The organism is Erysipelatoclostridium sp. MSK.23.31 (assembly GCF_019125875.1).
GTDB classification, from domain to species: Bacteria; Bacillota_I; Bacilli_A; order Erysipelotrichales; family Coprobacillaceae; genus Thomasclavelia; species Thomasclavelia ramosa.
Genome location: NZ_JAHOCB010000062.1, coordinates 1 through 13,915, shown reverse-complemented (window position 1 = coordinate 13,915; position 13,915 = coordinate 1). Strand labels below are relative to the sequence as shown.

Annotated in this window: 13 protein-coding genes and 1 pseudogene; 4 read left to right on the top strand and 10 right to left on the bottom strand. The window is 28.8% G+C overall.

The features are described from left to right. Positions 1-201 precede the first annotated feature (201 nt). The 7 genes and pseudogenes from KSU54_RS17230 to KSU54_RS17200 all read right to left on the bottom strand — a co-directional run bounded on the left by KSU54_RS17230 (position 202) and on the right by KSU54_RS17200 (position 7,890). Complete coding sequence (locus KSU54_RS17230; RefSeq protein WP_009299729.1) at positions 202-651, bottom strand: bacterial Ig-like domain-containing protein; 450 nt, start codon at positions 649-651, stop codon at positions 202-204. A gap of 365 nt (positions 652-1,016) precedes the next feature. Beyond that, positions 1,017-1,592, bottom strand: a complete 576-nt coding sequence (locus KSU54_RS17225; protein ID WP_008792907.1) for a hypothetical protein — start codon at positions 1,590-1,592, stop codon at positions 1,017-1,019. A 51-nt stretch (positions 1,593-1,643) separates the two neighbouring features. Continuing rightward, the gene (locus KSU54_RS17220) at positions 1,644-2,561 is read right to left on the bottom strand and encodes a helix-turn-helix transcriptional regulator (protein ID WP_008792908.1); all 918 of its coding nucleotides are present in this window, start codon (positions 2,559-2,561) and stop codon (positions 1,644-1,646) included. A gap of 660 nt (positions 2,562-3,221) precedes the next feature. After that, positions 3,222-3,350: pseudogene (locus KSU54_RS19555) on the bottom strand (topoisomerase DNA-binding C4 zinc finger domain-containing protein); the annotation flags it as partial. Between the two features lie 972 nt (positions 3,351-4,322). Next, positions 4,323-5,105, bottom strand: a complete 783-nt coding sequence (locus tag KSU54_RS17210) for a sulfite exporter TauE/SafE family protein (protein ID WP_008792910.1) — start codon at positions 5,103-5,105, stop codon at positions 4,323-4,325. Further along, positions 5,105-6,583 (bottom strand): sulfatase-like hydrolase/transferase, encoded by a 1,479-nt coding sequence (locus KSU54_RS17205; protein ID WP_117792732.1) that lies wholly within the window; start codon positions 6,581-6,583, stop codon positions 5,105-5,107. Before KSU54_RS17205 ends, KSU54_RS17210 begins: the two co-directional genes overlap by 1 nt. A 17-nt stretch (positions 6,584-6,600) precedes the next feature. Further along, complete coding sequence (locus KSU54_RS17200; protein WP_008792912.1) at positions 6,601-7,890, bottom strand: PTS sugar transporter subunit IIC; 1,290 nt, start codon at positions 7,888-7,890, stop codon at positions 6,601-6,603. Between the two features lie 169 nt (positions 7,891-8,059). Here KSU54_RS17200 and KSU54_RS17195 point away from each other — a divergent pair, with 169 nt between their 5' ends. Continuing rightward, a complete protein-coding gene (locus tag KSU54_RS17195; protein WP_008792913.1) occupies positions 8,060-8,827 on the top strand; it encodes a MurR/RpiR family transcriptional regulator in 768 nt (255 codons plus the stop codon). Between the two features lie 33 nt (positions 8,828-8,860). Here the strand turns inward: KSU54_RS17195 and KSU54_RS17190 are convergent, their stop codons facing one another. Next, positions 8,861-9,940: a radical SAM/SPASM domain-containing protein gene (locus tag KSU54_RS17190; protein ID WP_008792914.1), complete on the bottom strand. Its 1,080-nt coding sequence runs from the start codon at positions 9,938-9,940 to the stop codon at positions 8,861-8,863. Between the two features lie 806 nt (positions 9,941-10,746). On the opposite strand from KSU54_RS17190, the gene KSU54_RS19550 reads away from it, so the two are divergent. The 3 genes from KSU54_RS19550 (at position 10,747) to KSU54_RS17175 (ending at position 12,249) form a co-directional block, all read left to right on the top strand. Beyond that, a complete protein-coding gene (locus tag KSU54_RS19550; protein ID WP_083830766.1) occupies positions 10,747-11,157 on the top strand; it encodes a VanZ family protein in 411 nt (136 codons plus the stop codon). Between the two features lie 72 nt (positions 11,158-11,229). After that, the gene (locus KSU54_RS17180) at positions 11,230-11,994 is read left to right on the top strand and encodes a hypothetical protein (protein ID WP_008792915.1); all 765 of its coding nucleotides are present in this window, start codon (positions 11,230-11,232) and stop codon (positions 11,992-11,994) included. Between the two features lie 36 nt (positions 11,995-12,030). Beyond that, complete coding sequence (locus tag KSU54_RS17175) at positions 12,031-12,249, top strand: PF20097 family protein (RefSeq protein ID WP_008792916.1); 219 nt, start codon at positions 12,031-12,033, stop codon at positions 12,247-12,249. A 437-nt stretch (positions 12,250-12,686) separates the two neighbouring features. Here KSU54_RS17175 and KSU54_RS17170 read toward each other — a convergent pair whose 3' ends face one another. Both KSU54_RS17170 and KSU54_RS17165 read right to left on the bottom strand, forming a co-directional pair. Further along, on the bottom strand, positions 12,687-13,118 hold the full coding sequence (locus tag KSU54_RS17170) for a hypothetical protein (protein ID WP_224209078.1): 432 nt from the start codon (positions 13,116-13,118) through the stop codon (positions 12,687-12,689). Positions 13,119-13,309: 191 nt separating this feature from the next. Continuing rightward, the gene (locus KSU54_RS17165) at positions 13,310-13,717 is read right to left on the bottom strand and encodes a hypothetical protein (protein ID WP_008792918.1); all 408 of its coding nucleotides are present in this window, start codon (positions 13,715-13,717) and stop codon (positions 13,310-13,312) included. Between the last annotated feature and the right edge of the window lie 198 nt (positions 13,718-13,915).

Here is a 13,915-nt window from a genome sequence, read left to right as displayed (position 1 = left end):
GGGAATAGATTTATAATCTAGACTTATATTAAACATAAACTGTTTCGCAAGTTCAAAAGCGAACTACTATATAATACATATACAAATACATAGATTTCACTTTCTCTAGCAAAAACAAAAAAGGAATAGCCGAGTTCATAATTCAGCTACTCCTAGTTATTTTATTTGTTTGAATTCTAATATATAACTAAAGAAAATATTCTATTTAACTGCTCTTTTTTTACTTAATCCCAGAAAACCAAGAACTGATATTGTCGAAACACCTAAGACAATATAGCCAATTATATTTTTATTATCTCCTGTTTTCACAGACTTGTTATTAGAATCTGTAAGGTTTTGAGAAGTATCAGTAGGGTTTGATGTTTCAGGAGTTGATGGTTCAACCATTGGTGGAATATCTTCTTTAATAACTTCTATATCATAAGTGTATTCTACTTCATTAAAAGTTATTGTTACAGTCTGTTTTCCAACCTTTTCTTTATCATAACCGCTTACCATTGAACTTTTCAATTCAATTTCTTTAACAGCACCATCATCATATGTTAATAATAATTTACCACCTGTAAGATCTAATTCCTCACCTAATTTATACTCTTTTTTTGTCGGTTCGATAAACTCTATATTTTCTAATTTTGCTGGATTTTTAACCAAAGTAATATCATCTGCACGTAACCAATCACCTATACTGATTTTCTCGTATTCCGGACAAATAAAATGATAAGGCTTGCTGTTGATATTGATTTTTCTAGAAACACCTCTAGCGAGCCTTACAACAGCTATCTGAAGCTCAGTTGTTTCAATATTAATTCTAATACCATTTCTTTCACCTTATTATTAGTATATCAGCTTATAAAATCAAAAAACACGACAAAAAAATACTATATCCATTTCAATTCATATATAATTTCTATATATGTTTTCATGTGTTTTTTCATGTTATTTCATATTCAAAAATACGTGAATCTCTTATTTTTATACATATTTATTTCATTTTGTATGCCAAAATGTATGCCACCCTATTGTCGGGTATAATTGACTTTTTTCGTATAGTAATGACCATATTGTGTTCCATCTGTTCCAATTAAATATTCCTCTTCGCTTTTAAAATCTAAATCTTCAATAGCTTTAGATCTTTCATTTGCAAATACAGGAATTTTGATTGTTACAAAATCACTATGACAAATTGTATAAATATGAGGTATTATGAGTTGAAGAATATTTTTGATATATTTGCTTTTTTCGTAATCACTTCTTAAATCCAAACGCATAATAGCTTTACCATTATAATAATCCTCGGAACGTCTTTGAAATAATTCTATTGTTCCAATGGCTACATTTATTTTTTTATCAATAATACATAATCTTATAAAATGCTTATTTTTGCTATTTTCTAACCAAAAAGAAATAGCTTCTTTCATTCTTTGTACTGTTTCATAGTGAAAATCATCACCATGACAATTATCGCTGTTAAATAATTGTAGAGCCTTTAAATCTGAATAAACTTCTAATAAATCTTTTGCATCTTTGAACTCTACTATTCTTAAACGAAATGGATTGTTTTCTATACATATATTGTTATTTACATAAATCATTTTTCTGCCTCCATTATTATATATAAAATAATAACACAGTAACTATGACAACTATATGTCGCAATTACTGTGTAAAAATTCCCATGCTCTTTTATTTAATTCTTTCTTGACTTCCAAAGGTTTTAAAATAACTATTTCATTACCAAAAGATAATAGTGTTCCTTTCCATAATTCTTCATCTTTAGGAAGATGTAAAGATAAAACATAATCACCATTATCTTTGATTGAAATTAATTTTGCATTGAGATATTCAACTGCTTTAATACGACTATTTTTCTTACATAATATTTCTATATCACAATATTCTCTTTGATCATTCATTTCATTTTTCATAATTTGATAAATATCTTGATGATAATGATTGTTAAAGCCTGAAGTTTTTTTGATATTTTCCATTCTTATAATTTTATAATATCTATAATCTTTTTTATCTCTATCAAAACCAACAAGATACCATGAATACCATTTATAAATAATCGCAATAGGATCAACTTTCTTTTGTGAAAATTCATTTTTTGAATTTGTATAATCAAACTCAACAACACTTTGATTCAATATTAACCTTTCCAATAATAACAAATTCTTATTAATTGATTTTTTTTCTTTAAGAACACTAAAATCTAGTATGATATGTTCTTGTGAAACATGATTTAACAACTTGACTTTATTTAAGGTCTTTTCTATTTTTTTATTTTCAAATGCAGTATTAAAACCTTTTAAAGCTGATAATATTATTTCATAATCTTGATCATCAGCAAGTTGTATATGCATTTTATATTGTTCATCAATTTCATATCCACCGTCTATTCCAACAAACGAAATAATAGGAAATCCTGCAAGAATTAATGTATCAATATCTCTTTGAATTGTGCGAACTGAAACATCAAATTGATTTGATAATGTTTTAGCATTAACTCTTTTATGATTAAGCAAGTATATTATAATTAATAACAATCTTTCTATTTTCATTTCTCTCTAAAATCCCCTCTATTGACTTGTTAAAATTTAAAATAAATAAGATATGAATTTCTTGTCAATTTATGTATATTAATATCTTTTACTATGATATAATTCCAATTAGAACTATCAATAAATGGTAGGCGGTTGTTCCATTTCTTAGTCTTTTGAAGAAATGGCAGCGTCTTCAAACAGTAATCTCTTTTTGAGAAATAAAAAGCTGCTGGAGATGCTTATGGTAACATATGAGAGTTTATTCCAATTTGTTATAATGCTTATTGCATTAATCTCTTTAATTATGAAAATTCCCAAAAGAAAATAACCGCCCTTCATTCCACTGAAACGGTTATTTTCATATAATTTTTCATTGGAACAACCGCTTATCGATAGTTCCTTTTCACTTATATTATACTCAAATATAAAATTTTTACAACTTTTATTACATACTTAATTAACCATTCTCTTAAAATAGTAAAATTGATTATCAAATTTACTTATGCTAAAAGATTTTATATAAAGTATTATACTCCTGAATCATTCAAAATAAAACACAGTGTTCATTCCCATGACGCTGTGTTTTTTATTGTAACTTGTATGGCATTAATTATATTTCCGATTTTCTTCAACAATGACCAATCACTTATGCTTTTTCAGGTCAATCTTTTATTTTTTCTTAATGTGTCTGCATTCAGGATAATTCGAGCAAGCTTCAAATTTGCCATATTTTCCTGTTTTATATACCAATCTACTGCCACATTCAGGACAAACTTCTCCTGTATATTCTAATTCTGTTTCTTTCTTCATATCATCCACCGTAATATCCTCCGCAATAATATCATTTATTTCATCATAGACGGCTGCACAGCATTGCTTAACTGTAAGTTCTTTTCGATATACACTTTTAATTAAAGTATTTAAATAAACGCTCTTTTCTGTCGTTATGTCTATTTTCAGCCTTCTAAGTACCTTTACATATTCTTTTCCTTTGTCTGTAATCTTGTAAACAGAACCATTCAAAGCAATTAAACCATATTTTACTGTTCTTTCTATAATATCAGGTCTAGTAGCTTCTGTTCCTATTTCTACTCCGGCATGAATTGACCTGTACAACTCATCATCATTTTCCTGTATATCAGGTAGTTCTTTTTCCCTTTTTAATAAAAAAAGAGACATATCTAAATTTTACTCGCTTTCTTTTTTTTGATTTATTGAATTGTTTTCTATTATTTTGTCTCTATTCTCACTGTAGTAATTTTTAAAATATTTCTTTTTCTTATCTTTAATAGCCACTTCTATGCACTCTGCCGAACAGTATACAAGATGGCTTTTATTTATCTCGAACTTTTTACCGCATACAGGACATTTCTTATGCTCTCTTTTTAATTTATTCTGTCTAATCAACTAATTTTTTCTAAACGTTCTTTATTTCTTATTTCGTAACACATATCCGAACAGGTTATTATTCCATTTTTAGAATTAAATTTTATCACAAACAACACATTTTTTATCATATAGGTATTTCTCCCTTTTGGCTGTATCACTTTCATTTTATTATAAACACTTTGTATAACATCGTCGACTGTTTATAACAAATTAATGTGAATTAGTTATGCACATATCTCACTCTTTATGTCCCTTCCTTTTTCCCTTGTATAAGTAAATATAATTATTACTAAATTATATTTTATTAGTCTTTAGTAGTCAAATATGATGATATCTAAATAGTTCACTATTATAAACCTCACGAAAAAAAGATACCCATGCGTATCCTTTTTACATGATATTACTAATAATATTATAAAGGGAAAGGGCTAATAAGCCTGCCATTAATCCATTAAAAAATTGGGTAATTCGTGATTCTGACATTTTTTGATTAATAATCGTTCCCATCATTCCACCAACTATTGCTGCTACGCATATATAAGGTACTAAACTTAAATCATAGGTAAATAATTCCTTAGTAATTAATAACGTTGCTATTTTGGATATTTGGGAGAAAAAGATTGTAGCAATTGAATAAATAGTTGCTTCTTTGATTGTAAACGAGAATAAAATCATTAATAAAACTACGTTTAATGGCCCACCGCCAATCCCTAAAAAGATGGAAATACTACCTAAAAATAATCCTACTGCAAAGATAGCGATGATATTTTTTAAATGATAATGTTTGATTTTATTTTTATTAATTGTATATCCTAAAATCGCAACTAAACAGATTGCAAGTAAGGTCGCCTGGATAATTTTAACAGTACTATTGCTAAAATTATCTGCAATAACACTAAAGATTTTCTCACCAGCTAAACCACCGCATAATGATCCTAGTGATATTGATATAACCATCTTTAAATCAAAACTAAACCCATTTTTTAATTGTTTCCCGATTGAAACAATACACATTGTAAATACTGCCAGGGTTGAATAAACTCCAACCGTACTGGCATCATGAACCCCAAGCGCATCAAATAATGGTTTGATAATAACGCCGCCTCCTAAACCACCTAACGCTCCAGCAGTAGTAGCGATTAGGATAATTAGAGTATATAGCAAAGTAATCATTAGCGTTTATCCCGACGATTCGGTACAATATCTCCAGTTGCTTGATAGAATGTTAACATCAAGTCTTTCATCTTGATGACTTCATTATAATAACCGGGATCTTCGATAATATTATTTAATTCTTGAGGATCATTATCAAGATCATATAATTCATCTTGTTCATATAATCGTTTAACATATTTTAAATTCTTCATTCGAATCATCGTTGCTTTTGTATGCTCAGGCCCTTCGCTAGATTGTGTATCTAGACGTGGCCAATATGTTGATTCGGGACCATGACTACTTTCCATCGCCCAAGTTTCACCATGAATTCGACCACCTTCACAAAATACTGCTTCCTTATGGAACTCATTACCTGCTAAAGTATCTAATAAAGATTTACCAAACTGAATGTATTCAGTTTGAATCCCTGTCATGTCACAGACTGTTTGCGTTAAATCAACTAATTCAACTAAAGCATTAGAAATTCGTGGTTCACAAGCAAATTGATTAGCTGGTTTGACTAATAACGGCACGTTAGCAATTGGATCTTCAAAGCAATTTTGAACCTTTTCACTAATATCATAATCACCAGTATAATCACCGTGATCAGAGAACACAAAGATACTAGTGTTATCATAATAATTTAATTCTATTAATTTATCACGAAGCATTCCGTATTGATAATCAAATCGTGATACCATCGCTAAATAAGTTGCCCGCATTTCAATAAAATTATCTTTACCCCAGTCACTTAAATTTTGTTTTCTGGCGATTTCTTTTACCATTGACGGTTTTCCTGGTAAGGTCATAGCACTAGGTCGTGGTTTAGTCACTAAACTCCGGTCAATACTTGAATACCATGGATCTTCACATGCATATGGTGGATGCGGGTATGAAATAGTAATATATAAGAAAAATGGTCGTGGATCATCACGTTCTTGGAGATACTTTAACGCACTCTCAACTGCAATCCAGTCATTCATCATATGACCACCAGTATGTGCCTGTTCTTCGGTTATTATTCCAATATGCTGTGAATAATAACCAGGTACACTAGTATCAACTGCCTCTTTATCAACATGATAACTAAGTCCATCTTGATCGATATATTCAACTCTATTTTCATAAACACGTCCATCAAAGTAAACATCACAATAATCACTTTTGCTACAATCACTTGGGATAATATCATTTCGTCCCACCCAAATAACTTCATAACCATTATTCTTCATAGTTCTTAAAAAGTTCGGTTCATCGGGATCTTGAAGATAATGCATAGTTCGATGACCGGTAGTATGCGGATATAATCCGGTTAAAAAACTGCAACGTGAAGGTACACAGACGGGATTTTGACAATAAGCATTTTTAAAAGAAACCCCTTCTTCTAAAAGTGCATCCAGATTCGGCGTAATTGACGCCTTACATCCCATATGATGTAAAGCATCATTACGCATCTGATCTGCGACAAAATAAACAATATTTGGTTTATTATTCATTACAATTACCTCCCATATTATGCACTTAAGTTTTCTTCCTCTTTTAATGCCTGAGCATCAGAAATTTTAAAGAATGGTAACCAGATTAATATTTGTACGCCAATTAATACTACTTGTAAGATTGCCCCTTGCCAACCTACACATAAAAATCCTAGTAATACTGCTGGTGTTCCTAATGCTGGCTGTACCCCATTAGCATATGGTACTAATCCGCTAAGCATCGCAACATAAGAAATTCCAAATGTAACAATTGGTGTAATAATTAATGGAATTAAAGTAGTTGTGTTTAGTACCATTGGGAAACCAAAAGTAATTGGTTCGTTAATCCCACAAATACTTGGTGCAATTGCTAATTTACCTAAAGATTTATATCTTTCACTTTTAGCAAAGAATGTCATTAAAATACATAGACCTAAGGTACCACCAACTCCACCTAATGAAGCAAAGTTCATCCATGAAGCTTGAGTAATGATATTAGGTAATGCTGTACCGTTTTGAAATGCTGCTAAGTTCTCCATTAACGCTGGTAAATATAACATATTTAAAATCGGCATTACAATATTTCCACCATGTAATCCAAAGAACCACAATAATGAACAAAGCATAATTAATAACATAAATGTAAATGGGCTAGCCCCTAAACTAACTAACGGTGTTTGAATCAAACTATAAATACAAGTATTAAAATCACCGTATGAAGTTAATGAAAACCCCCAGCGAATAATACTAAATAATAATACGATTGAAATTCCTGGTAAAATTGCCCCAAAACTTTTTGAAATAGTTGGTGGAACTGATTCCGGTAATTTTATAGTGATATTGTATTTCACAAAGATAAAGTATAGCTTTGAAGCTATTAAACCAATAATCATTGCTGAGAATAACCCTCTAGCTCCTAAGTAAGTTGTTGCTAAAAATGTTCCAGTTGTTCCATTTACTTCAACTGAAGTAAGGGGAATCATTAATAAAAAGCATACTAAGGCAACTGAACCTGCTAATAAACTTTCTTTTTCATAACCTTCTTTTTCCCCAAAAGCTTTTGCGATTAAAAAGACAGTGTAAATCGATAACATATCAGTCGTTACCGTAGAAGCAAATGAAACAATTGGTTTAATTCCGGTACTAGTAATAAAGTCTTGGTAAAATCCAAGGTTTAATGATGATGCTAAAGTAAATAGTGCTCCTACCATAATTACAGGTAATGCATAGGCAAATCCGGTACTTACAGAACTAAGATATTTGTTGTTAGCCATTTTATTAGCTACTGGTACAAGAAAACGATCTAAAAAACCTGTTAAAGTGTTCATAATATATTTCCTCTCATTTTTGTTTTTTAATTTCGTAAGCGCTTTACAGATGTATTTTAACACTTTTTGAAATATATTTCAATATTTTAATAAAATATATTTTATTCATTTCATACTTGTTTGAAATTTATTTCAAAACATGCTATAATAAAATAAAGGAGAGGATTTTATGGACATATTAGAACAAATTCAGAGTTTATTTGATACTTATACCAATAATGAAAAGAAAATCGCCCAATTCATCATTAAAGATCCAAAATATTTTGCCCGGGCGGATATCGAAAAATTGATTGAAACAATCGGTATTTCTAAAGCAGCACTAATTCGTTTCTCTAAAAAAGTTGGCTTTAACGGTTATATTGAACTGAAATACGAACTAAACCGCTATTTATTATCTAATAATATTAAATCCGACCCTAACGAAATTAATAGTGCCATCAATCATATTACCTGCCGCTATATTGAAGCCATCGAAAATATGGCTACTGATCTAAATAGTGAGGATATTAATGCCATTGCAAAAACATTAATAGCTAGTAATCATATTAAAGTATGTGGTTTTAATAAAACTGGCGCTAGTGCTCTCCACTTTTGTAAACGAGTATTAAATTCCGGATTAAGTGTTACTCCATGTATTGATGATAGTGTCCAAATGATTGATTATATCGATACCCTAACGTCTAATGATGCCTTAGTTGTCTTTACAATTGAAGATACGACTAAATTTTTTAGTAAACATCTTTCCAGTATTAAAAATACTAACTGTAAACTAATTGTATTTACTTTTGATAAAACAACGACGATTGCCAAAAATGCTGATTATCTATTTGTTTTACCTAAAATATCTAGTCGTTATGCTACATTTTTGGATTTACAGGCTTTATTCTTCATTGCTATTGAAATATTTGTTGCTCACTTAGCTAAATTACAAAAATAAAAATTACCCTTTATTTTAAAAAGGGTAATTTTTTTATTTAATCTGATTAGCTAACTGGTAAAAACGCTGATATGTTTTCGTTAAAAAAGCTTGATAACCGCAATACTTATCATCAAAGTAAACAACATTCATCCGTTTACAATTACCATTACATAGCTTTTTAAACTTACAATCATGGCATAACGGTGACATCCGTTTAGGCTCTTGAATAAATTTTTGACCATTACGACTTGATTGAATACTAGATAGCTCATCTTCATTGATATTACCTAATAGATATTCATCTAGACAGTAAAAATCACAAGGATAAACATTACCATTAGCTTCGATTACATATTGTAAAGTACAAAAACCCAGCATCCCGCACATCGATGGAGCTACGCCTTTAAATAATGTTAATAAATGATCAAATAGGGAGATGGAAATATACTCACCCCTAGTTACATCACGATACCATAAATCAAATAACTCATTATAAAACCGAAAAAACATCTGTGATGTTAAATAATAATTATCAGTACTTTGATCTAATTCCGGTAAACAGGGAATCAGTTGAATATACTGTAACTCATTTTTTTTATAGAAATTATATAGTCGTTTAGCATCTTTTGCGGCCTGTCGCGTTATGACAGTTAAAATATTATAGTTTATCTGAGCTTGTTTAATTTTCTTGATATTTTTCATGATTAAATCATATGTTGGCAAAGATTGGTTGGTTAAACGAACCTGATCATGATTCGCTTTAGTGCCATCTAAAGATATTCCGACTAGAAAATGATTAGCTTTAAAAAATGTCAGCCATGAATCATCAAGATTAATTCCATTAGTTTGAATTGAATAATGAATAATTTGATTATGCTTTTTTTCGTTAACCTTGTTTACAAATATTTTAAAGAAATCTAAGCCTGCCATTGTAGGCTCGCCACCTTGAAATGAATATGTAATTTTATTACTCATCAACAAAGTCTTAGTAACCAGGTTATCAATCGTTGCTTCTTGCATAATCCCATAGCTATAGTCACTACGCTGACTAGCCACATTAGCATAAAAACAGTATTTACAAGCCATGTTACATAATGAAGATGCTGGTTTAATTAAATATGATAAATGCATAATAATCACCTCGTTTATATTCTAGCGTATTTTAAAAAACATTTCATTATAAAATAAAATATTTTTTAAAAATAAAACTGATATAAAATAAGTTGGGATTTGAGCTATCAATAAAATATTGATTTGGAAGGTATATTATAATTATGAGTGGCATTGTAACAGCAATAATAACAGTAGTTTGCACATTTATATTTCAAAAAATTATTATTATGTTTCCAGTAAATAAAGATATTCTTGTATTAAGGTTTGAGTTATACTCTGATCTTGATTTTAATTGCCAAAGACTATATTCAAAAAAGATTTCATGTATTATTTATTTTTTTATTCATCACTTCATAAAAAACTACTAACAGCATATGGCAAACATATGATTAATAAATTTTAAATAACTACTATGTGTATTATATCCTGCATCTGTAATCTTCTGTCACTATTAAATATACAACACAAGGAAAGTGTTTATCATCATAAAATATCTCCGTTTCTCATTGTAACATTTCAAAGGAGAATTAACTATCAAATAAAAAGCAACAGTCTACAAGCACACAATAAAAAACAAAAGCAAATTTTAGCTAACTCAAAGCACCGTTAGACAAAATAGAACAAAACAGTTTTATAAAATTAAATATTTAACATTGTTTCCAACAAAGAAAGTCCAGAAGGAAAAAAAGCTCTTTATTTCAGCATTTTTTCTGGATAACTTAACAAAAAAAATACATATATGATATAATTAATATGAATAATAAGTGGAAATATTTATAACATATAAAATTTATTTTTGGGAGGGAATTTTATGAAAAAAAAAAATAACAATTATTATTTTCACTATTTATTTAGCATTTATCTTCCTATATCCGTTGTTGAGAGGTTCAATCGCACATATTAACGGTTACCCATCGTATTTTGAAAAAATACTTAAGTGTATAAACATAATTCCATTCTATTTTGATTACACTGTAATGCCGTCTGTTATTATAAAAAATATTATTTTTAAGATTTGTCTATTTATTCCAGTTGGTTATATGCTTTTCACAAAAAAACAAAATCAAATTCAAACTGTGAAAATATTATTATTAATAGGATTTTTAAAAGAGACATTCCACTTATTAATTTTATACGGTTATTTTGATATAACGGATATTTTATATTATCTAGTTGGAGGATTAATAGGATATTATATACATAAAATAATATTCAATTTTCTTTTGAATAAATAGCAAGAAAACGTTTTCGATTTATTTGTTGATACTTTTTATAATTTAAAAAACTTTGAAATGGAGAACAAAAAAATGAAGAAAATCATTGCTTTTTTACTGGTGTTTACATTAAGTTTTGGTGCAGTAACAAATATTAGTGCGTTAAACAATAGTGCAGTATATTCATACTCTTATAAAGACTATGAAACCACAATTCTTAACTCTACCAATGAATATAATATCTGTTTTGAAATAGTAGAGAATGGTGAAAAAATAAAATTAGAGTATGATACAGACTTTAGATATGTGAAAGTTAATAATAATTATTACGATTTTAATGATTTTAATAATGCGGTATTATTACAATCCACATATATATACGACAAAAATCAACCTATTACAATTGTTGAAGCGTTAACCAATTTTTCAAAGATTGATATTGATAATATAAATGATTTAAAAAGCAACAAGATTTCAGTAAAAAACAATAACTCGTTAGCACCAAAAGCAGAGTACGGTAAGTTTTATTTTGTTGGAAGTAGGAAGAAGAGTATGCTGGTATCTTTAGCAAGTAGTGCAATATCTACAATAATTGCATTCTTAGTAACTGGTGCCTTAGGACTTAGTGTGACAAAGGCAAATGTTGTTTCATTCATATCAGGAGTATTATCCTCTGAAGGGGTTAATTATTTTACTTCTGATGTATATTATAAGGTTTATCAAGCTATTTTAAATGCTCATAATACAACAAGAGAAAAAAGAATTTTAGGTGTCTTCCAACCTTTTAAAGCGCAAGTTGTATGGGATGAAGCACACCCTTATTACAGAACGTTTGAAACACAGAGACCAAACAGTTAAACATAATATTTCAACATTGTGAAAGGAAATACAAAAATGAAGTGTCCATATTGTGGAAAAGAAATGGATAAAGGATTTTTTAATTCAGCAAAATGGGATTATACATGGACTCCGGAAGGCAAAAAACCCCATATGTGGAGAAATCACCCAAAAGAATATGAAGTTCTTTTAAAAAAAGGATGGAATATACTACAATTAACAGCATATAGATGTGCGGATTGTAGAGTTATAATTATAAATGAAGATGATTGTTAGTATAAATTCCATTATGCTAAAATCGAATCGTTGATGTTCTACCTTATCGTTTCGTTGCAGAATAAAAAAATTACTATTAATAAATACAAAAAAGACCGTAAAATACATTACGGTCTTTTTTGTACCCAATTTCCTTCAGTCGAACCGCTGAACCGTTAGAAATTATGAAAATGTTCAGTTACCTGTAATAAAACAAAATTATTATTTTTAATATAAAGTAACAAATTAGAAACACTAATAAACATTTTTCCTCTAATGGCGACTGACAAAAATCAAGCAAAAACCAGAGCAAAAACAATATCATTAAAAATACTAAAACAATAACGGTGAAATACACATTCAAGCTAATACCGATTATAGTCAATAGACTAAAAAATACAGCTATTAGACTTAAATGTATAAAATGTTTTTTTGTAATATCATCCATAATCATATCCTCATTCTATTGGTTTTATATCATCAGAATTATATTGCACTATAAATTTGATAATAAAAATAATTAAAAGAATTAAACAGCATATAATTCCCGCAAAAAAAATATAGTGACCGCATTTAAAAACATTAGTTACTGTTAGCTTTTTATTCTTAACAAATAGTTTCGTTATTTCAAAAATCCAAATAGTTATAATTAATTTTAATTGTCTGTCATTGAGAAAACTATCTGTATCGTTCCACATATCTTTAACAATATTAATACCAACACTAAAAATACACCAGCCAATATATAACAGACATATAAAATCCAGTAATTCATATAAAGAGTAATTATAAATATTTATTGATGCTTCTAAATTCATCCATCCTGCAATAGCAAACATACCAATTACAATACAAAATGACTGTAACAGCACAAATCTAATATAACTCAAGAACAGTTTCCAATATCTTAAGATACATATCGATAATGATTCTTCTCTTATAAAAGTCACTTGTGATCCAATTGGTGGTTTTATATTGCTATAACATTTTAAATAATTTATTGATTCATATTTTACATTTTTTGAACTTCATTAATTGTATTTCCTCCCACAGTCAAGTATAATTTCTTTCTTCAAACAGTTCATAAGCAACTTTTTGAAAAAGCTTTATAATCATAAGTACGGTAAGAATTTTTAATTTTATTGATTACATCATTAAGTTCTACTTCAAATTCATTACCAGATCTGTTTAAAAAATAAACTAAATCAATCCACCAGACAGGTTTTCCCAATGGTTTCCAGCAGCCTTTAGATTCATTCATATCTGGTAATCTAAAATCTTTCAGGTATTTGAGATAATTCTTAATTATTGTAATCGTCTTTTCGTGGCTGTTTACCACACCTTCAAGTTCTATTATTAGATTTTTTGTTTTATAATAAATAAAAGATAGATTATCCAAAATACTTTTTACCTGCTGTTTGGCCAATTCACACCTGTACTGATCTATATAGCTATTAATATCCTCTAACAGTTCTTTTTCCTTTATCATTTAAATTTATCCCCCATTTCATAAACAAGATCAAGTCTAGTCCTCTTTTTTATCATTAGGATTTTGATCTTTCCATTCATCTGGAAATGCAATTTGTTGTAGTTCATCAGCACGATCAACTTCTTCCTGTGTTAATTTCTCATCATTTTCAATGCCTGCATCTCTAAATAATGTTTTTACTGTATGTAAAGCATACAG

Excerpts from the sequence above, each read along its gene's own strand:
- KSU54_RS17200 (WP_008792912.1), bottom strand. The coding sequence starts at position 7,890 with ATGAACACTTTAACAGGTTTTTTAGATCGTTTTCTTGTACCAGTAGCT.
- KSU54_RS17190 (WP_008792914.1), bottom strand. The coding sequence starts at position 9,940 with ATGCATTTATCATATTTAATTAAACCAGCATCTTCATTATGTAACATG.
- KSU54_RS17220 (WP_008792908.1), bottom strand. The coding sequence starts at position 2,561 with ATGAAAATAGAAAGATTGTTATTAATTATAATATACTTGCTTAATCAT.
- KSU54_RS17210 (WP_008792910.1), bottom strand. The coding sequence starts at position 5,105 with ATGATTACTTTGCTATATACTCTAATTATCCTAATCGCTACTACTGCT.
- KSU54_RS17205 (WP_117792732.1), bottom strand. The coding sequence starts at position 6,583 with ATGAATAATAAACCAAATATTGTTTATTTTGTCGCAGATCAGATGCGT.
- KSU54_RS17180 (WP_008792915.1), top strand. The coding sequence starts at position 11,230 with ATGAAGAAAATCATTGCTTTTTTACTGGTGTTTACATTAAGTTTTGGT.
- KSU54_RS17195 (WP_008792913.1), top strand. The coding sequence starts at position 8,060 with ATGGACATATTAGAACAAATTCAGAGTTTATTTGATACTTATACCAAT.
- KSU54_RS17175 (WP_008792916.1), top strand. The coding sequence starts at position 12,031 with ATGAAGTGTCCATATTGTGGAAAAGAAATGGATAAAGGATTTTTTAAT.
- KSU54_RS17225 (WP_008792907.1), bottom strand. The coding sequence starts at position 1,592 with ATGATTTATGTAAATAACAATATATGTATAGAAAACAATCCATTTCGT.
- KSU54_RS17165 (WP_008792918.1), bottom strand. The coding sequence starts at position 13,717 with ATGATAAAGGAAAAAGAACTGTTAGAGGATATTAATAGCTATATAGAT.